The sequence below is a fragment of the Candidatus Dependentiae bacterium genome (genome assembly GCA_018266175.1).
Lineage (GTDB): Bacteria > Babelota > Babeliae > Babelales > RVW-14 > JAFEAY01.
In genome coordinates this window covers 160,683-180,873 of sequence record JAFEAY010000025.1, presented here as the reverse complement: position 1 = coordinate 180,873, position 20,191 = coordinate 160,683, and the positions used below count along the sequence as shown (strand labels likewise).

The window sequence follows — 20,191 nt, the reverse complement described above, 5'->3', positions numbered from 1 at the left end:
TTATGCTTGTTAGCTTTACACGCAAAGCTATTATTTTTGTAAGCGCATTTTTTATGGTATCAACCGCTTACGCTATGGGAAACTTTAATAAGATGAAAGATGAAGCGTGCACAATTGCTCGCGAAATTGTTCGAGTAGATAGGGCAATGCAAGAGGACGAATTGTTTTCTGAACGACTCTGCGCATTGATTAACGAGTTACCAGAAAATAATGAAGCTCAATTATTTGTTGCTAAATTTAAAAGCTTCAAGAATGACTCGCACTGGAAGGTTAAATCATTGCAGAATTTCTTAGCGAGCTTTATTGGTAGCCGAGTTAAGCCAGTATTCCAATGCTTGTGTGATGTAATAAAAATATTGCCAGAAAGTTATGTTCAAAGGTATATATTCGACTGGTTGGAATGGAGTTTGAGATCTGGCAAACAACTTTATTTCAACTTTTTTTTAGATGAATATGGTCAGTATTGTGAAATTAAAAGGCTGCAAGCTTTGTCTGAAAAACCGCCTTATAGTGGTCTGCCTCCAGAATATTATAATAGGCATGAAGTTTGTAAAAAACTACTGAGTGATTATTTGAACAAACAATTAGGCCAAGAGATTATACCCAACACTAATTCTGATATGGATGATGACTCTGATTCTGATATTTCAGACGTTGATACTGATGAAAAAGCTGCTCTAGCTTTGATGAGGTTTTCTAAAGGTCCCTGAGTTCATCGAAGAGCCTTGTTCTTATCTGGTCTGCGCCATAAAAATAGAGCATTTTACCGATTTTAAGGATACAATCCCTTTTGCGCAAAATTGTGCCATCAGGTATAATTAACTCAGTTAATTTAATCTTCTTAATTTAAACGGTTATAAGCAATGGCAACAAAAGCAAAATCTCATGGCCCAGAAGGCGATATGGTCTATGGTGCACATCCAATTATCGAATTGATCAAGGCAAAGAAGCGAAAAATCATTTCAATTTATACCACCAAACCTGCGCCAAAAGCCTGGGAGCGTATTGCTCGCCATTTACCAAAATCGGTTGGTAATGTTCAGTATGTCTCACGCGATATCCTTGATCGTATGGCCGGGACTTCAGATCACATGGGCGTTGTTGCCTGGGTTTCCCCCTACAAATTTGTTACAAAGCCATTTGAACCAGAAAAAAAGCCATTTATTTTATTGCTCGACTCAATTCAAGACGTACGCAACGTTGGTGCTATTTTGCGCTCAGCTTACTGTACGGGAGTTGATGGTGTTGTCATGTGTAAATCTAAGTCTGCACCAGTGAATGCTGCTGTATGCAAGGCATCTGCCGGCCTGGTTGAACATCTTGATATCTTCTTGGTTCCATCGCTTAAATCTGCAGTGGTTGACCTGAAAAAAGCTGGATACAACTTTTACATGGCGGTGCTTGATGGTAAGAAGGCGACCGAAGTCGAGTTCAAAAAGCCTTGTGCTATCGTGATTGGTAACGAAGCAACGGGTATTACCAAGGATGTTCAGGCTCTTGGGCAAGCGATTACGCTTCCTCAAAAGACTCCTGATATTTCGTATAACGCATCAGTGGCATCTGGAATTTTATTGTTTCTTGCCTCAACCCAAACCAAAACACTCTAGGTCAAAAATATTTTAAGGGAGAGTAGATGAGCTATAAGCTATTATTCTGTTTTGTTCTAGGATTGGGCTTACTCTTACATTCTGCGCAAGGTATGTCGCTAGAACAAGCTCAGAAAATTATAAATGAAATGAGTAACGCTGCATTGCTTCCAACGCGAGCTGCCGCAGAAGTTCTTCTCAAAGGATTTAAGCCAGCTTTTTTCGATGTTGAAGGCAAGGAGATGCTTGAAAAAATATACGGCACTCCAAATATTAATAACGATGCAGTTGGTTACATAATAGCAAAAGCTGCGCAGGCTTATGGTAAGCGAACAAACAGGGCAGCCCCAGCACCAGGTGCGTTTCAGGGGGAGGATATCTATGTCTGGATTGAGAGCTTTTTAATTCGACGTGATGAAGATGAAATTTTTACTCCTCGGAATAAAGATGAATTTTTATCTGGGTTAGCCAGAATAGAATCCAATTTTAAAGATTATTTTGGCGAGTTACTTCTTGAACATTTGTATGTTGAAGGAATGACCGTAAAGCGGGCTGAGATGATTGTTGATGCGGTCATTATGTTGCAAATGAGACGTTTTAATCAAGGTGCTTTAGTCGTTGCTTATAAGTCTGTTGGTGAAGCGTTGAAAGCGTTTATCCTCAATGGCGCCAACTCAGATTAGTGATTTTTCGTTGCGTCTATTCTTGAGTATGGTTTGCGTTTGAAACTAAAATGATCTAACTCCGTTTTAATCATAAATTTTCCTTCAATTTTGCATAATTATTTATTTTCAATAAGAAAATATTTTAGAATACTCATGGGGGCTTAAAAGTTCCCATGAGTTGTCTTACGTCTATCAATACATGTTTCTAGGGGGAGGATGTATGAAAAATTCTTGGTGGAACAATAAATTTAGAAAAGTGATTTCGCATCAATGCAAGTGCTTTTTGGTTCCAACACTATTTATTGTAAGCGTTGTCGTGCTTGTTTCATACTTTGCTGCAACGTATGTTCAGGCTGCAGAAGGAAAGCAAGCTAAGCGAATGTTCATCGATAAAATTAAAGATACTGATGACGCTCAGGTAAATAGTTGATTCTGTATAAAAAAAGTAAATATTGAAATTAAATCTGATGACTAACCTCTAATTTTATTTTTGATCTTCAATTTAAGAGACTTATCTTTCAGGCACAGAAATCGTATAGATCTGTGCCTTTCTTTTATTTGTTTTCATGTTTGAAAGATAATATTTTGCTTTTTTGATCGTCGTTTTGCTATTACTCAATAAGAAGTTCAGTCTTTCTAAGGAGTGAGAAGTAAAAATGATGTCGGCAAAAAAGTTGAAAAAAATTATAAGGCGATCGCTTTTGCTTGCAGTTTTCTGTGCCCTGAGCATTCCGGTGATTATTAAAGGTGTGCAATCAATCGCCTCTGCATGGCAAGAACGCATTGAACCTTTGTTTAAGCCAGCTCAAGTGATCTGCCAAATTCATAATATCTATTCCACTGAGCTTGTTCATTCGCTTCAAGCTGCTGTGCAAGAATATGCTGCTGATCGCCTGATTGTTCATTTTAAGCCTGAAGAATTGTATGCAAAACTAAAAGAGCAATTTAAAGCGGTCAGAACAATAAATTATGAATTACTTGCTCCAAAAACGGTTAAAATTATCGTTGAAGGGGCAATGCCGCGGTTTGTTGTAAATGATCATTTTGTTATTGGGAGTGGTCGCTCCCTGCTTACAGCTTCAGACTTTCAAGATTTTAATCTTGACCAGCTTCCCCATGTTACAGTTGCATCGATGTGGTGCAGTCAAAAACTTGCCGTTCAGGCTTATGATTTTATCCAAAAAGTCCCTTATGATATGTGGAATCAATTTGCCATTTCTTTTAATAATCCAAGTTCCATAACGCTTGTTCCAGAAAAGAGCGCTTGCCCGTGTAAAATAGTTGTCGATGCGGCTTCATGTTTTGATGCACATAAGTTTGAGAAAATTAATGTTGTTTTTAATGATCTTGTAAAAAAAGAGCTCATTACGTCGCGTTTGGTTGCAAGCAAAGAATGCAATATTTTATTTGATATCAGGTTTGATAACAGAATTTATGTAAAATTTCTTAACAGGCCAAGACGGGGGGGGCGATTATGAGCAAGAAATTTTTTGGGCGGCATGTTACTGCCATTGATATTGGAACAACAAAAATTTGCGTGATTATTGCGGTGGTCAATACACAAGGAGGATTTGAGATTCTTGGTATTGGACATCATCCATCATACGGCTTAAAAAAAGGGGTTGTTGTTCACATTGGAACAACCGTTGAATCGATAAAAACCGCCATTAAAGAAGCTGAAAAAATGGCAGGAATTCAGGTTGAATCCGCGTTTGTTGGTATCTCTGGAGGTCACATTCGCTCTTTTAACTCAACTGGCGTGGTTGCGGTTAAGGGTCGCGATGTTTCACAGCAGGACGTTGATCGTGTTATTGAAGCTGCAAAAGCGATTCCTCTGCCGGCAGGACAGGAAATTTTGCATGTCATTCCACAATACTTTCGTGTTGATGGTCAGGAATATGTTTTAGACTCACTGGGGATGTATGGAGTTAGGCTTGAGGCGCAAGTTCATATTGTAACAGGTGCCGTTGCGTCTGCTCAAAACATTATCAAAGCGTGTGAACTTGCAGGCGTTGGGGTGCAAGATATTGTTCTTGAGCAACTGGCATCTGCTGATGCGGTGCTTACTGATGCAGAGCGTGAAATGGGTGTAGGAATTTTGGATATTGGCGGTGGAACATCTGACTTTGCTATTTATAAAGATGGTCGTATTAGGCACTCAAAAGTAATTCCCGTTGCCGGAAATCATTTTACCAATGACATTGCTGTTGGTCTTGGTATTCCTTTTACTAAAGCTGAAGAGATTAAGCGTTGCTATGGTACCGTTTTGCGTGATGGTATTGCCGAACAAATTGAAGAGTATGTTGATGTTGATCTTGGATATGAAGGCGGTATAAAGACGGTGCAATTAAGTATGCCTTCAGAAATTTTACGATTTAGAGCAGAAGAACTTTTTGATCTTTTTGATGAAGAGTTTGTTGAATTCAGACTTAAGCAATTCATGCCAGCAGGGCTTGTATTGACTGGAGGAGGTGCGCTTTTGTCCGGTATGAAAGAACTCGCATCGGAAAATCTTGAAATGCGTGTTCGAATAGGTGTACCTGGTGGTTATACCGATGGAGCATTGCATTCGATACCAGATATGCTTAAAAGTCCTGTTTATGCAACAGGATATGGACTGCTTGTTTATGCAACAGGAATTCGTGGAAACCAAAGTAAAGAGCAAACACAAGATGCAGCTGTCAGTGCGCTTTTCAAGCGGATGAAGTCTTGGATTTATGACTTCTTTTAGGAAGTGCAACGCGGCAGCAAGAAAGGAGATTTCATGTTAGATATCATGCTTGAAGAAGAGACGAATATTGTTCAGGGTGCAAATTTGAAGGTGATTGGCATTGGCGGTGCTGGTTGCAATGCTGTTAATTGGATGATGAAATCATCAGATCTTGATCGAGTTGATTTTATTGTTACCAATACCGATGCACAATCTTTGGATCTTTCTGCTGCAAAAAAGAAGATTCATCTTGGCGTGAAAATTACTAAAGGGCTAGGTGCTGGATCAAATCCAGACTTAGGGCGCAGGGCGGCAGAAGAGGACATCGACGCCATTTTAGAGTCTTTGGAGGGAACCGATATTCTCTTTTTGACGGCAGGGTTGGGAGGCGGCACGGGAACAGGTGCGCTGCCAGTGATTGCAAGTGCAGCTAAAGAATTAGGGATTTTAACTATAGCGATTGTTACCAAGCCATTTTTATTTGAAGGTAAGCGACGCCTTTATTTTGCTGAAGAGGCAATCAAGCATCTTAAAAATGATGTTGATACTTTGCTTGTTGTACCTAATCAACGTCTTCTTGAAATTTCAGATAAAGATATTTCAATGCTCGATGCTTTTGCGCAATCAAATGATATCTTGAAGCAGGCTGTTAAAGGTATATCCGATATTATTACCAAAGCTGGACATATTAATGTTGATTTTGCAGACGTCCGCTCCATTATGAAAGATATGGGCATGGCAATTATGGGAACAGGTCGTGCATCAGGACAAGATCGAGCTCGTAATGCTGCGCTTAAAGCGATTAGCTCTCCATTGCTTGAAGAGGTCAATATTCAGGGCGCTCGAGGTGTTCTGATTAATATCACCGGGAACGAAAACCTTGGGCTTTATGAGATCAATGATGCAGCAATGCTTCTGTACGAGATGGTTCGTGAAGATGCAAATATTATCCTTGGTTCTGTTGTTGATAATAGTGTTGGTGATGAAATTGTTATCACGGTTATTGCAACCGGGTTTGGTGATATAGCTCAGCCAGAAAAAGTATTGAGTACTGCGCGAATGCGCCAAGAAGACAGTCGGTATTCTTCTGCAATGGACAGAAGTGTTGCTCGTAAACCAATTATTCAAGAATACTCACGAGCTCATCAAAGACATTGTGAGCCCGTACTTGAAAGTGCTCCAAGTAAATTTAGTTATGAGCAAGAGGTTGCGCATGAGTCTGAGCAGGTTAGCCAAATGGCACCGACTAGAGAGCGAGCGATGGACAAGGCTGCAGCATCATTTTCACAAAATGATGAACACGATTTAGATGCACCAACTTTTTTACGAAAAAATGCTCGACTTGGAGACTCTCAATTGCCTGAATAGTTTTATCATGCAGCAGCTTTAATTTCATCGTTAAAAAAGATGAAAACACCTACAAGAATAAGTACTGCTGAAATAACTAAATTCAGAGTAATTGCTTCACCTAAGAATATGCGACCGTACAGCGTAACAAAAATTGGAACAGAAAAGCCTGCTAGAGAAACAAAGTTTGCGCTGTACGCTTTCAAAAATTGTGCATACATGGTGTAGGCTACAACGTTTCCGATAACCACGGTATAGGCTAATAAGCTTAGAAATGATGGTGTTAGCGGAATGTAGGAAACACCAACGTCATCAATAAAGTATGATGCACTCAGAGCGATTATTCCTGAAATCAGCATCATAATTCCATTGAGCTCTGGTGGCGTGTAACGATCACGTTTCATGGTGATTTGTGCGCGCATCCAGCCATAGCGTCCAAGGGCAACAGCTCCAAATGCTGCAAGCTCGGGCAATGAAAAAATGAGCAAATTATAAAATGTATCCTCAATAGGACTATGCGAAAAGCAGAGAATAACAGCTCCAGCAAACCCAAGTATAATTCCAATCAATTTTTTTGGTGTAAGCACCTCTCGCCATAAAATGTATGAATAGATTGTAGTTACAAATGGGTCAAGAGCGCCGATAAATGCCGCTTTTGATGAGACAAGGTTTTGTAATCCGAAAGCTTTCAAGATAGATGGAATGAGCGTTGTGCATGAAGCAATCCAGAGGAGTAAAAGCCAATCTTGCTTGAGATAAGAAAATTTTAACCGATGTGATGAGCGATAATTCAATCCATATAAAATCGCCCCTCCCAAAAGCATTCGTAGCCCTACAAAAAAAGTTGGAGGTAGTGTTGCAAGAATAATTTTATTAACCGAAATAGCGCTTGCAAGAAGAGCAAAGCCAAAAAAAATCCAAAACATATAACCCCTTTAAATAAGTTCTTATACACCATAACAGTAAACAGAAATTATTCAATCGGGGTATTAGTGTTGTATTCTTTCTAATTTGTGAATTTACATTGTTACAGCTTTATTTTATGCTACGGCAAAAATAAAGGTACAAGCTTATTATGAACACACTTTTCGATTTAGATATTGCTCAAAAAGATCGACAGCTCCAACAAGAGTTACAGCAAGTATATGCAGAAGAAGGATTTTCTGAAAAAGTAATTATGCTTTTTCGAGAAATAATTTATCACTACTACCATGCTCGTGGGCGTTCATTTTCGTGGCGAGAGGAGATTAGCCCTTATCGAGTCGTAGTTTCAGAAATTATGCTCCAACAAACACAGACTGACCGTGTTGCAAAAAAGTTTGATTTATTTGTGCAACAATTTCCCGATTTTCAAACGCTTGCCGGCGCATCGTTTGAAGAGGTTTTACGCCTATGGAAGGGACTTGGTTACAATCGTCGAGCGCTTGCATTACAAAAAATTGCTCAAAAAATTGTGACAGAATTTGATGGAAATCTACCCCAGTGCCCTGAAGTTTTGGCTACTTTTCCTGCCATTGGCAAAGCAACAGCAAGCTCTATCTTGGCATTTTCTTATAATCAACCAACCATTTTTATTGAAACGAATATCCGAACTATTTTCATCTACTTTTTCTTTAAGCATCTGCGCGAAGTTTACGATAAGCAAATTATGCCTTTAATTGAAGCAACGCTTGATCATCAAGCGCCACGAGCATGGTACTATGCTTTGATGGATTACGGAGTCATGCTCAAGAAAAATGTTGGAAACTTGAATCAGTTTAGCAAGCACTATACCAAGCAATCCAAATTTGAAGGCTCAGATCGCCAGATTAGAGGGATGATTTTACAGTTACTGCTCGATGTTCCAGGAATAAGTACCGATGATTTACTCATGCACTTTGCAGGCCTGGGCAAAGAAGAAAACCGAGTCAAAATTTTATTGAATGACTTGCTGCAAGAAAAGCTTATTTGGCTCTGTGAAAATCAGTTGCAATTAGGAAGCAAGGTATAGCTTGATGTATTGCCATTCATATAAACTCTCTATTTTTTTTGGGGCGATGCCGGCCACCTTTTTCAGCTGAACTGAACATGCGAATTGCAATAAAAAGAATTAAGCATGAAAGCAGGTAGTTCCAAGAAATTCGCTCATTGAGAAAAATCCAGCCATAAAATCCACCAAAAACTGGAATTGAAAATGTTGTTAGCGATAAGAATGTTTCTGAATATTTATCAAGTAACCGAGCATATAAATTATTACAGATCATGTATTCGATAATGATGGTGCTTGCCAAGAGCCCAAAGAATGGGTAAAAATCGTGGATAACGATAGGGCCTTCAAGTACTGGAACTGTACATAACGCAAGAGTTCCTCCGGTGAGCATTGAATAGCCGTTGAGCGTGAGCGGAGAGTAGTGTCGTTCGTGTACAAGTTCTCGAATAATAAACCAGCCATAACTGTAGGCAGCTGCAGAAATAATAACGGCAATTTCTGGAAAAGAGATGAAAAACATGCCCTGTAGAAACTCTTCTCTTGGGGTTGTTGTCATGAGAATTGGAAAGAGACCAATGAAGCCAAGCGTAAGTCCTGCCCATTTTTTAAATGACATTTTTTCTTTGAAAAAAAGATAAGCAATTAGATATGAAGTAAAGGGGCCAAAGTTATAGAGTAAGCAGGCCTTTGATGATGGCATATAATTCATGCCCCAAAATTGTAGGACATAACTCAGAAAAATGGTGAAAAAGCTTACTTGAAAAAACAGCCAGAGATCTTTTTTTTGAATAATTAGTTTATGACGAGCGGTAAAAAGCTGATACGAAAAGAGAATAATTCCTCCTATAACCATGCTCATGCCGACAAAGAAAACTGGTTTCGTGTAGTTTAAAACGACTTTGCCAAGTGTGAAAGTACTTGCTAACAAAGCGTTTAAAATAATAATAGGTAGCATCTAGTACCGTATTAACTCCCTATAATAAACCGTGAAATAAACCTCATATTTTTTTGCAGATACTGGTTATACACTTTTTCTAGGCTTTTTTCTACACTAATTTAAGTATAGTTTTTTGTTTATAGGTAATGCTATGTTTTGGAATAAAAATGATTATTCATCAACAGGGAGGGTTGTGTATTTTTTTTGGAGATGCTTTTAGTTGCAGCACTTCACCAAAAGATGCCCAATTTGGATTTTTTTGCCAAAGTCTTTGTTCGCAACTTCCGGCACGTAGCCTGGTTGTTTTAAAACAGGTTCATGGGGTTGCAGGGCAATTTATTGATAAAATTAATAATGAAATTGAGATTTTTGAGCACGAAGGTGACTATTTAACGACCAATCAACCTGAAGTTGCTTTGGGGGTTTTAACGGCCGATTGTCTTCCAGTTGTGATGTATGATCCTGTTAACCATGCTATTGCCGTGGTTCATGCAGGTTGGCGAGGGTCCGTCGCCAGAATTGCAGCGTATGCACTTGAGAGTCTTGTACGCAATGTTGGTACTCAACCTAGCGATCTCCAAGTATTTTTTGGTCCTGCAGCCAAAGTCTGTTGTTATGAAGTTCAAGAAGATTTTTGTGATTTGGTAAAAGATAATCATTTGGCCAGTGGCGCACTAATCAAGAGGAATGGCAAAGTTTATTTTGATAAAGTTTTATTTAATAAGAGCTTATTAATTGAATTAGGAGTTAAGCCTGAAAATATCAACCAGCAGTACAATCAGTGCACTATGTGCACGCAAGGGTTTCATTCTCATCGCCGCTCCGGTGGACTTGCGGGGCGACAACTTACTTGTGCATTGCTTACTGATATTGAGTAAAAATAACGTTTTTAAGTAATTTTATAAAAGCGTGCACCATGAATTTGTACTTGAATTGTCGTATGCAAAAGAGGTTGGAGTTTTTTGCTCATCATTTTGTGTTTCTGAATCTTGGGTTATGATATTGAATTCAGGAGATAGTAATTTATTAATTTGTGAATCGGTTTTGAGCGTCCACTCAGTAATAAAGTCGGCAATATCTGTTGCAAGCTTGCCAAGCAGGTTTTTGCATTCTCCCATAATTTTATCGTCGCCTATTACTAATTGCTGTTCGATCTTTCTTGAAACTTCTTGCATGCCTTCCATGAGTGATGAGCGAATGTCCAGTGATGTTACATGAGTGTATCCACCAATTTCAAGGTATGAGCTAAGGCCTAGGGAGTTTTCTGAGCACATTTCAAATTCATTTTCATGATCTGGATCTAAGTTGCCTGCGCTTGGGTTTATATGAAATCCACCAGCAAGGATAATGAATCTATCCTGTTGTTCAATGAATGATTGACTCAGAAGCCACAAGGCATTTGCCTCTATCATGCTGTCCAGAGGAAGAAATTCCTCTTCGAGTGACAAAGCAAAGAGTTCTTGTCCATAAAGCCCTTCATTGAGAAAGTTTTTGTATTGTTGGCCTGATAAAAAGCGGGTGCTTTTCAGGTGGTTATTGCATGCATCAAAAAGTTCCTTAAAAATAGGCTTAAAATCTTTATCAGGTGTTCTTGCTTGGTACATTGTAATTTGTCCAAAGAGTTCTTCCATGAATAACCCAGATAGGTATTTATCAAAAAAATCGGGATGTTCTTCAATAAGTCCATCTAAGCCAAATGATGCAGCAATGTTATGAGCTTGCCGAACTTCAATACATTCAGTGTTAAGATTATTAATTGATGCTCTATCAAGATGAGGAAATTTTGTACACAGGCTTTCTGGTGGTAGGCAAAATGTTTGGAGGGTACTTATTTTATGGTTATTGCTGCAAAGAAAAGTATTAATATTCTCTTTAAGGTGGTTATCGAGCTGACACCACTCAGAGCTTGTGAAAGTCCCTTCAAAAAGGATTTTGGTAGTTGCTTTTTTGGCTTCAAGTTTTCGTGAAAGTTGATCAATAAGAATTGTTTGAACTTCAGGAAAATCTTTTGCTAGTTCGTGATGATCGCTTCCAAGTAATGCAACGATTACCTTTTTTCACCCGAGGCAAGTGTTATGGGTTTTGCAAGAACATCAACGCGGTAAATAAAAGCGTGCGTAGTCTGTGAAAAAAATAAGCTTATAAAAACAACAACAAGCGACAATGATTTCTTGAAAATTGTAGTAATCATAAGAATGGACTCCATTTCAATTTATTACTAATATATTTTCAACTTATCATTTTTTTGATTTTTGTAAAGAAACGACTTTTATGGGGGAAAAAATGGGTCTTTTAATAGGAGCAGGGTTAATTAGATAGCTTTTTCAAAGCCTGCTTTGCCGAAAACTCCAGCAACAGGGATGCTTCCATAAATAGGGAATTTGCTACACAGGGTCATAATTTCTGCTTTGAGATGAGTTAAAAAATGCTCATCGTCATGTCGTCTAATTGCCTCATCGATCCAATGAACCAATTGAACAGCTTCAAGTTCTGTAAAGCCACGTGTGGTGATTGCAGGTGTTCCAATACGAATGCCGCTGGTAATGAAAGGACTTTCGGTGTCCTGGAAGACCATGTTGCGGTTGAGGGTGATATTGCAACGCCCCAACGTCTCTTCGACGAGCTTGCCGGTAATTTTTGTTGTACTTGAGCTGGAGATAGCGCTTTTTTTCAGGTCGATTAAGAAGAGGTGTGTGTCAGTTCCACCTGAAATAACGTGGTAACCAAGCTCCTGAAATGTTTGCGCCATAGCTTGAGCATTTTTAATGACTTGCTCTTGGTAGGTTTTAAATGACGGTTCAAGTGCTTGGGTAAATGCTATAGCTTTAGCCGCAATAACATGGAGCAATGGTCCGCCCTGGCTCCCTGGAATAATAGTTTTATCAATGCTCGCACCAAATGGTTGCTTGCTCACAATTATGCCCCCTCGGGGACCGCGCAGTGTTTTGTGAGTAGTGCTGCTCACAATATCAGCATAAGGGACTGGGCTTGGAATAATCCCTGCAGCCACAAGGCCTGCGATATGGGCCATATCAACAAAGAAGAGCATATTGTGGGTTTTGGCAATGTGGGCAAGCCGAGCATAATCAATGAGGCGAGAATAAGCACTGGCGCCAGCAACCAACATTTTAGGTCTGTGCTGTGCGGCCAATTGTTCGATTTGATTATAATCAAGAAGCCCTGTTTCAGGGTTAATGCCGTAGTGGATCATATTATAAAGTTTTCCAGAGAAGTTCATTTTATGTCCATGGGTCAAGTGTCCGCCAGCATCAAGGCTCATAGCCAAAATAGTATCACCAAGCTGCAGCTGGCTAAAATAGACCGCCATATTTGCAGAAGAGCCGGAGTGCGGTTGTACATTCGCACAGTCAGCTTTAAAGAGTTCTTGAGCAAGCTGGATAGCCTTGCTTTCAATCTGATCAACAATTTCACAGCCGCCGTAGTAACGCCTTCCTGGATATCCTTCAGCATACTTATTGGTTAAAACCGAGCCTGTGGCGGCCAGTACATCTGGGTGAACATAGTTCTCAGATGCTATCAGGTTAACGCATTGTTCTTGGCGCTGCTCTTCTAGCTGGATGAGCTTAAAAATCGCGTTTTCCATCGGTTCTCCTCGGCTTTAACTCTTTAAAAGTATTGACTGTTAGTATTTATTTATTGTTATACTCGTAATTGAGTACATGCAAAGAGTACCATTTTTTACCTGAATTGTTGAACCTCGGGAGATTAGCTATGAAAAAGATTATTTTAGCAGGTTTAGTTGCTGCAAGTGTGTTATTACCACTTCAAGGACGCGGTGGGGATGCCGTTGTCGGTGCGCTTGGCGGTCTTGCAGTTGGTACCATGATTGGTCAGGCTGCAGCAGACTCATCAGGGCGTCGTGCAACTCGAGCTGAGGATGAAATTCGACGAGCAGAAGATCGGCAAGAGATGCGCCGAAACCAAGATCAAGAGCGAATTGCTCGTCTCGAGCGCGAGCTTGAGCACAGTAAATTAAAAACAAAAGTTAAGCATGCTCAACCTCAAGGAACCGATCCGTTGATGATTTTCTTAGTTGTCTTGGTTGGTTTACTCATGGCGGCCGTGGCAGGATTGGGCTTCGCAGTGCTTCGTCGTCGACCATAAAAATAAAAATTGAAGGGTGAATTTATGAAAAAATTAATAGTTATAAGCGTATTCGCCGTAATGTCACTTGCTGCGTGCTATCGAATTTATGCTCGAGGAGGTGGTGATTCATTTGCTGGCGGAATGGCGGGTGGCATGTTTGGTGGTTTGCTTGGTGGTACAATTGCTTCAAGTGCCAATCGAAGTGGTGATGATGGTGGATCGCATCGCGCAGTAAAAAATTTGCGTGAAGAAATGGACGATTTACGAAGAGCTTTGAAGGCTGATCTTGAGGGTTTAAATAATAAGATTGATAAAATTTGGCGAGAAGTGAAACAGCTTAAAAAGCAAGTCGGTAAGGCAAGAAAGTCTAAGAAGAGGCGAGCTGTTGAAGTCTAACTTGAGTAACTTATTCAAAAATATCTAAAGGCGCTGGTAAAAAAGCCAGTGCCTTTTCCGAAATTATAGTATCGTAGATTAGTGGGGTTAATTAACCCAAGAAATAAGTTTATGATTCCAGAACAATTCTATTGAGCTTTGGAAATAAATTTTTATCTAATACCAATTCTTTAATTTTGGATGTTGCCAGGTTAATTGCTTGAAGCTCATTAAATGATTTTGAAAGCTCTATAGATTCAAGGTTTCTTGTACACATAAGCATGAGGTTTCTTAAGTTGGGGCAGTTATCACCGGAAATGTTTAGATTTTTAATCTCTGAGGCTAGGAGGTTAATTTCATGAAGCCTATAAAACGATCCAGAGAGTTCAATCGATTCAAGGTTTCTTGTAGATTTAAGGCCAAGTTTTCTTAGGTTAGGGCAGTTGTCACCAGAAAGTTTCAGATTCTTAATCTTGGAGTGAGACAAACCAATCTTGCCAAGATTATTGAACGATCCTGAGAGTTCAATCGATTCAAGCTTAGGTGTAGATTTAAGACTGATTCTTTCTAAATTAGGGAAGTTATCGCTAGAAATTTTTAATTTTTTAATTACTGAATAAGTAATGTCTATTCTTCGAACTGTATTAAATGATCCAGAGAGTTCAATCGATTCAAGCTTGGGTAGCTCATGCAAATAGAGTGTTTTTAAGTTAGGAAAGTTGCCGCGAGAAAATTTTAGTTTTTTAATTCCCGTACCTTGGAGACCAATCAGTTCAAGATTATTAAATGATCCAGAGAGTTCAATCGATTCAAGCTTAGCTTCTAATGCGTTCATGCGTTGGGGATAAACATGAACAATGAGCTCTTTTAATTTAGGGTAGTGGCCAGCAATCTTCAGTTTTTTAATTCCTAATTCTGGTAAGTGAATTTCTTCAAGTTCATTAAATGATCCGGATATTTCAATTAATTCAATATTAGCTTTCACATCAAGCGGATCAAGATTTATTGTTGCAAGATTGATTAGTGCAAGATTGATTTTTTTTAGATTAGGGCAGTTGTCGCTAGAAAATGTTATTTTTTTTTGATTAATCTTATTTTCAGCGATAAACCACCTTATATCTTTAAAAAATTCATGTGCTTGCTCTTCCGTTTCAAATCTATCTGATTTTTTATTGTAAATTAAGGTTTTCACCTCGTGTTGCAGGACTTCATCTATGCTATTGTTTTTCAATCCAAGGAAACTTTCAATAACGGGTTGAATGTTTTTACACATTTGTTGGTCTTCCCATAAAAAGGACTGTAGTGCATTTTGCAATATTGATTTTCCTCGAGGGTAAGAAATAATGTTCTTTTTAAGCATCTCATGTAATTGTTTGAGCATGATAATAATTGAGGCGCTATCAATGATATTTTTTGAAAAAAGTTTATGCAGGCATGTTGTTACAACAGATTTTGTTTCTGATAACAATAAAATCTGTTCTCCAGTTGAGTTTTGTAATATCTGGGTATGGTGACAAGAAATCTCTTCTACAGGCTTTCTATCTATTGGAATAAGGCTCGTAATTGAGTCAAATTGTGCGTGGCCAGGTGTAATTTTCATCAAAAATTTAAAATCTTGGTTAACCTGTATGGTGATTTTTGCAGAACAATCTTTACGTTTATCAGAAGCGGTGTAGGTTGCAACATCATTAAAGCGAATATCTATATTTTGCTTCTCAGGAGCAACTCTTTTAAAAAAGGTTTCAAGTCCATTCTCCATCCATTTCCTTACATCTTGGGCGTACTGATTGTCGTTATGGAAGAATGGTTCTTGTTGAAGTTCAAGTTCAAAAACAACGTTGAGTACTCGCATGATGTTAACAAGACCGCTATCAACTTCGTTATCATTATTGCAACTAAGTGGAAGATATTTTTTATTGTAGCGAATTTTAGAATCAAGATTATTTACTACTTTGCTCCAAGCATTACGTATTGTCTTTTCACCTGAGTTTGCTTGTTCAGGTTTTTGAAGTTGATAAAATGCTTCAAGCATATCAACTGTTTTTATGTTCTTAATTTTTTCCAGAGCATGATGCAAATTCCAATCTTTGGTTTGTTTGTTATACAAAGCTAAATTACACAAGTGACGAATAGTTGTTTCGGTACAATCGGCAAAAGCTTTGTTTTCAAGTAATTGATTGCTTTCTCGGTTATACCCACACGCAAGACCATTGTTGACTGGTTTGCATCTCCGTGCATATGGAATAACACTTTCGATCAAGTCTTTATTTTGAATTACCCAGAGGTCGTCAAGTGTTACATCGCAATCTTTTTGTGCAATAGATTTTTGGAGATCGGTTTTATCAATTAAACCGCTTTCAAACATTACTTCATGATCAACAATTTGTTCATCTAAGTTATTAATAAGATTTGGAATTTCGTCTGAACCGAATTTTAAACAAAAGAAAGCATTGAGTAGCATCTCAGCTGTGTATTTTGGGTAAAATGTTGCTTCGGTATATTTTTCAAAATGTATGTAATGTTCAGGGTTAGATGCATGAAGTGTTTTGCGATCATCGCGCTCTTCGAGCTCTATGCATTTGCACAGGACAGATAAGAGCTTTTGGGCCTGTGGCAAAAATATGCGAAAACGTCGATTGTTACTTAAAAAATTTTTAAAAAATTCTTTATCAACTTGATTTTGAGCCGCTGATTGAAGTCGCTTGATAATACTTCCAAAGTTATTACCAAATTCATTCCCGCCCATGAAGAGTAACTTTTCCCCATTATTCATGATTTCAAAAGACTTAACTGTTGTTCTAACTTTTGCACAAAAATTCAAGAGTGTAGCGATATCTTCAACGTTTAATTGAGCCCCAATACTTTGGGTGTTATTTGTCATAGCAGTCAACTGGCCCGCAGGTGATGGGAACAACAAGATTGCGAGCGCTGCAAATGGATCTCCTTTGGGTGCTGAGTCCTGAATATATAAGCGACGCCCCTGGACGTCTATTGGTCCTGGAATGACATTGTAAAAACGGATTGCATGTATAGTTCCATTTTTAAGTGCAGCACAACCAATGTTGGGTGCGTATAGTTTATTGCCATTGAAGTGCTTAAAAAGGCCTTTTAATGCCAAGGGTGAGATATTTGCTTGTGAGGAGCTCAAGTAAAATGTTGAAAGAAGAATTAAATTCAATAAAAAACGCATAATATTCATCATAACCTTTTTAATAGCTAGTAAGATTTTTTATTGGAATAGACTTTCTGGTCCTAATTTTTTTAAGTATAAATAAATTACGTATGTGGCGTATTATACCTGTATTATCAATGACACGCTATTAATCTTTTGCTCGTTAAGATTCAATTTATTTGCATAGATGATTTTTTATCCCCTGATATGTTATCTTTTGAAAAAACTATTTTTTTAAAACAGAATAAAAGGAGCTTTTATGTGTCGATCATCTCTGCGCTTCATGCTTATGCTTGCCGCTATGCACTGCATGCCAGGCTGTCTATCATCTGAAAAAAGTAGCCCTGTATTGCATATGAAAAATATCACTCTTAGTGAAAAACCCACTCCAGCAATTATTCTTGGCGGTGGCATTGCAGGTCTAACGGCAGCACTTTACATGGCGCAAGCAAACATTCCATGTATAGTTATTGAGGGATCAAAGCCTGGAGGTGCGCTTGCTCAATCGCACTCTGTGCGCAATTGGCCAGGGAAAAATGATGTTCCAGGTGCTCAAATTGTTTCAGAAATTAGAGATCAGGTTATTTCAAATAATGTTCCAATACTTGCCCAAGAAGTTATTGGGGTTGATTTTTCATCATGGCCCTACAGTATCAAAACTAGGCAGCTTACCGATGGTCAAGTAATCGAATACAAGGTTCTTTCTTGTATTATCGCTATGGGAGCGGAGCCAAACTTTTTGGGTATTCCTGGGGAGACTGGTAATAATGGTTATTGGGGGCGCGGTGTCAGTAACTGTGCTGTCTGCGAAGGGTCACTTTACAAAGATAAAACAGTGGTGGTAGTTGGCGGAGGAGATGCTGCTATTGTTGAAGCTGGTTATCTTTCGAATATTGCCAAAGAAGTACATGTGCTTATTCGTAAAGATGTTTTTCGCACCAAAGACATTCAAGCACGTGATCGAGCATTGCATAAAGCAAATGTAAATGTTCAATTTAATACTCAAGCAAAAGAAATTTTGGGTGATGGAAAAAAAGTAACCCAGGTTATCGTTGAAAATAGCAAAACTCATGAGCGTAAAGTGCTCGATGTAGATGGTTTTTTTCTTGCTATCGGTTCACAGCCTAAAACTGCAGTTTTTAGAAATCAGCTTGAACTTGAACAGCGTGGATTTATTATATTAAAGGATCAGCAAAGAACTTCAAAGCCAGGGGTATTTGCAGCTGGGGATGTTTGTGATCCTATTTTTATTCAAGCGATTACCTCTTCAGGTCAGGGATGTATGGCCGCTTTGCAAGCAAAGAAGTTTTTAGAAGATGTTGGTTTTGAAGTAACATTTCAAAATCAACATCAACAAGAAGAGGGCGTTAGTCATGACGTGCGTGTCTCTGAATCTGTGCGTGTTGCAAAAGAACCCGAGCATGAAGGTAAGCGACGTCGTGTGCACGAACCAAAAGATTTGAGAGAATTTGTTCGTTTAACTGCCCGTGAGCAGCTGCCATCCGTTATTGACTTGTACTCAACATGGTGCATGCCCTGCAAGCGTATGGAGCCTATTTTTGATGATCTGGCAGAAGTTTATAAAGATAGAGTAAACTTTATTAAAATAAATGTCAGCAATAGTGTTCCGAGTGCCGGCTCACTGGTTAAAATGTTGCACGGTAATGAAGTGCGAGCAGTTCCGACGTTCTTGTTTGTACGTGATGGTAGAGAAGTTGGGCGCATTGGTGGCATGTGTACCCGTGAGCAGCTTAAGCAGGGAATTCAAGAGATATTACTTAAAAAAAAATAGACAGGAGCAGTGATGAACAAGATTTTTAATCAGCTTATTTTAATCAGTATTATTGTCTGTTGTAGTTTGTACGACATGCAAGCAAAGTTGCATATTTCAAGTTTAAATCGGGCAGAGCAGCCAACGTCGGTGATAATTCTTGGAGGTGGACTTTCAGGTCTTGCAGCGGCATCGTGTTTTACTGAAAACGGTGTTTCGTGCTTAGTTATCCAAGGACCTGTGCCTGAAGGTGCACTCATGAAGGCAAGAATGGTGAGAAACTGGCCAGGAAAACCGGGAGCTGCTGGTTCTGACATTATCGATGAAATGAGCAGCCATGTTCAGGCAAATAAAATCCCTATTCTTGAAGAAGAAGTCATTAATGTTGATTTTTCATTTTGGCCCTATCGAGTTACAACTCGACGCCTTGATGACGGTGTTATTGTTGAACGAACTGCTTTGAGTTGCATTATTGCTATGGGATCTGAACCTAATTTACTCGGTATTCCAGGTGAAAGCGGTGATAATGGGTATTTTGGAAAAGGGGTTTGTACCTGTGTTTGGTGTGATGGTCCTTTGTATAAAAATAAAAAAGTTGCCGTTATTGGAAGTGGGCAATCGGCTATTTTTGAAGCAACGCATCTTGCAAGTATTGCTCGAGAGGTGTTAATTGTTGCGCGTGAAGATCGTCTTGCGGCTCGAGATCCTCAAGAATTGGATCGCTTATTAGCAAGGCCAAATGTTAAAGTTGTATTTAATACTGATGCGCAAGAAGTTAAGGGCGATGGTAATGCCGTAACGCAGTTAGTTGTGCGGAATAATAAAACAAATCAACAATCGACTATTAACGTTGATGGTATCTTTTTAGCGATTGGATCTCGACCAAAAACATCACTTTTTAAGGACCAAATAAAACTTAATGAACGAGGAACAATTGAGCTTGGTATAAATCAAGCAACATCAAGAGAGGGTGTGTTTGCTGCCGGTGAGGTCTGCGCGAGCAGGTTTTCCTCCGCAATAGCCTGTGCTGGGCAAGGTTGCATTGCGGCGATTCAAGCAAAAAACTTTCTTGAAGAGGTTGGTCTTCCTTTTTCAGCTCAAAAAGATTGGGGATACAATACTCGAAGTGATTTAGGATTGCATCATGATTATGTTGCGAGTGATGAAAGTAATATCAGTGAATATCGAGGAGCAAGTGAAATTTATACACAGGATGATTTTAAAAAGCTTGTTCTTGATGCTTCATTGCCACTGGTTATCGATTTTTATTCTCCAGCTTGTTCATCGTGCAAGCGCATGATGCCTGTTTTTGAAGAGCTTGCAAAGGGATATCAAGGCAAAGTTAATTTTATCAAAGTGAGTATCTCCAATATGGATATTGAAGCTGGCTTATTGGTAAAAAGACTTCGCGGAACTGAAATTAAAAGCGTGCCAACGTTTTTATTGGTGCGCAGCGGAAAAGAAGTTTCTCGGGTTATTGGCGTGCTGACGCGCGATCAGCTTAAGCAAAAAATTGATCAAACTTTCCGTCTATAAAATGTAGGAGGAGGTT

19 protein-coding genes are annotated in these 20,191 nt (G+C 38.9%); 13 read left to right on the top strand and 6 right to left on the bottom strand.

Annotated elements, in window-relative coordinates; translation table 11 throughout:
* The first annotated feature begins 2 nt into the window (after positions 1-2).
* The 7 genes from JST56_06520 (at position 3) to ftsZ (ending at position 6,329) form a co-directional block, all read left to right on the top strand.
* Positions 3-710, top strand: coding sequence for a hypothetical protein (locus JST56_06520; protein MBS1988612.1), 708 nt, complete (start codon positions 3-5; stop codon positions 708-710).
* Positions 711-863: 153 nt separating this feature from the next.
* On the top strand, positions 864-1,607 hold the full coding sequence (locus JST56_06515) for an RNA methyltransferase (protein MBS1988611.1): 744 nt from the start codon (positions 864-866) through the stop codon (positions 1,605-1,607).
* A gap of 26 nt (positions 1,608-1,633) precedes the next feature.
* Entirely contained in the window at positions 1,634-2,269 is a 636-nt protein-coding gene (locus JST56_06510) for a hypothetical protein (protein ID MBS1988610.1), read from the top strand.
* Between the two features lie 202 nt (positions 2,270-2,471).
* On the top strand, positions 2,472-2,681 hold the full coding sequence (locus JST56_06505) for a hypothetical protein (GenBank protein ID MBS1988609.1): 210 nt from the start codon (positions 2,472-2,474) through the stop codon (positions 2,679-2,681).
* A gap of 226 nt (positions 2,682-2,907) precedes the next feature.
* On the top strand, positions 2,908-3,729 hold the full coding sequence (locus JST56_06500; GenBank protein MBS1988608.1) for a hypothetical protein: 822 nt from the start codon (positions 2,908-2,910) through the stop codon (positions 3,727-3,729).
* A complete protein-coding gene (ftsA, locus tag JST56_06495; protein MBS1988607.1) occupies positions 3,726-4,982 on the top strand; it encodes a cell division protein FtsA in 1,257 nt (418 codons plus the stop codon). Before JST56_06500 ends, ftsA begins: the two co-directional genes overlap by 4 nt.
* A gap of 45 nt (positions 4,983-5,027) precedes the next feature.
* Positions 5,028-6,329: a cell division protein FtsZ gene (gene ftsZ, locus JST56_06490; GenBank protein MBS1988606.1), complete on the top strand. Its 1,302-nt coding sequence runs from the start codon at positions 5,028-5,030 to the stop codon at positions 6,327-6,329.
* Between the two features lie 5 nt (positions 6,330-6,334).
* On the opposite strand, the gene JST56_06485 is transcribed toward ftsZ, so the two are convergent.
* Positions 6,335-7,234 carry a DMT family transporter gene (locus tag JST56_06485; GenBank protein ID MBS1988605.1) on the bottom strand — a complete coding sequence of 300 codons (900 nt, stop codon included), beginning with the start codon at positions 7,232-7,234 and terminating at the stop codon, positions 6,335-6,337.
* Positions 7,235-7,383: 149 nt separating this feature from the next.
* On the opposite strand from JST56_06485, the gene JST56_06480 reads away from it, so the two are divergent.
* Positions 7,384-8,298, top strand: a complete 915-nt coding sequence (locus tag JST56_06480; protein MBS1988604.1) for an A/G-specific adenine glycosylase — start codon at positions 7,384-7,386, stop codon at positions 8,296-8,298.
* Positions 8,299-8,314: 16 nt separating this feature from the next.
* Here the strand turns inward: JST56_06480 and JST56_06475 are convergent, their stop codons facing one another.
* The gene (locus JST56_06475) at positions 8,315-9,232 is read right to left on the bottom strand and encodes a DMT family transporter (protein MBS1988603.1); all 918 of its coding nucleotides are present in this window, start codon (positions 9,230-9,232) and stop codon (positions 8,315-8,317) included.
* A gap of 149 nt (positions 9,233-9,381) precedes the next feature.
* Between JST56_06475 and pgeF the strand changes: the two genes are divergently transcribed.
* Entirely contained in the window at positions 9,382-10,092 is a 711-nt protein-coding gene (gene pgeF, locus JST56_06470; protein MBS1988602.1) for a peptidoglycan editing factor PgeF, read from the top strand.
* 21 nt (positions 10,093-10,113) lie between these two features.
* On the opposite strand, the gene JST56_06465 is transcribed toward pgeF, so the two are convergent.
* The 3 genes from JST56_06465 to JST56_06455 form a co-directional block, all read right to left on the bottom strand.
* Entirely contained in the window at positions 10,114-10,845 is a 732-nt protein-coding gene (locus JST56_06465; GenBank protein MBS1988601.1) for a hypothetical protein, read from the bottom strand.
* Between the two features lie 416 nt (positions 10,846-11,261).
* Positions 11,262-11,405: a hypothetical protein gene (locus JST56_06460; protein ID MBS1988600.1), complete on the bottom strand. Its 144-nt coding sequence runs from the start codon at positions 11,403-11,405 to the stop codon at positions 11,262-11,264.
* Between the two features lie 120 nt (positions 11,406-11,525).
* Positions 11,526-12,818: a serine hydroxymethyltransferase gene (locus JST56_06455; protein MBS1988599.1), complete on the bottom strand. Its 1,293-nt coding sequence runs from the start codon at positions 12,816-12,818 to the stop codon at positions 11,526-11,528.
* Between the two features lie 128 nt (positions 12,819-12,946).
* On the opposite strand from JST56_06455, the gene JST56_06450 reads away from it, so the two are divergent.
* Both JST56_06450 and JST56_06445 read left to right on the top strand, forming a co-directional pair.
* A complete protein-coding gene (locus JST56_06450) occupies positions 12,947-13,339 on the top strand; it encodes a hypothetical protein (protein MBS1988598.1) in 393 nt (130 codons plus the stop codon).
* A 24-nt stretch (positions 13,340-13,363) separates the two neighbouring features.
* Positions 13,364-13,717, top strand: coding sequence for a hypothetical protein (locus JST56_06445; GenBank protein ID MBS1988597.1), 354 nt, complete (start codon positions 13,364-13,366; stop codon positions 13,715-13,717).
* 109 nt (positions 13,718-13,826) lie between these two features.
* Here the strand turns inward: JST56_06445 and JST56_06440 are convergent, their stop codons facing one another.
* Positions 13,827-16,898, bottom strand: coding sequence for a leucine-rich repeat domain-containing protein (locus JST56_06440; protein MBS1988596.1), 3,072 nt, complete (start codon positions 16,896-16,898; stop codon positions 13,827-13,829).
* Positions 16,899-17,127: 229 nt separating this feature from the next.
* Between JST56_06440 and JST56_06435 the strand changes: the two genes are divergently transcribed.
* Both JST56_06435 and JST56_06430 read left to right on the top strand, forming a co-directional pair.
* Positions 17,128-18,660 (top strand): FAD-dependent oxidoreductase, encoded by a 1,533-nt coding sequence (locus tag JST56_06435; GenBank protein ID MBS1988595.1) that lies wholly within the window; start codon positions 17,128-17,130, stop codon positions 18,658-18,660.
* A gap of 12 nt (positions 18,661-18,672) precedes the next feature.
* Positions 18,673-20,175 carry an FAD-dependent oxidoreductase gene (locus JST56_06430; GenBank protein MBS1988594.1) on the top strand — a complete coding sequence of 501 codons (1,503 nt, stop codon included), beginning with the start codon at positions 18,673-18,675 and terminating at the stop codon, positions 20,173-20,175.
* Positions 20,176-20,191 lie beyond the last annotated feature (16 nt).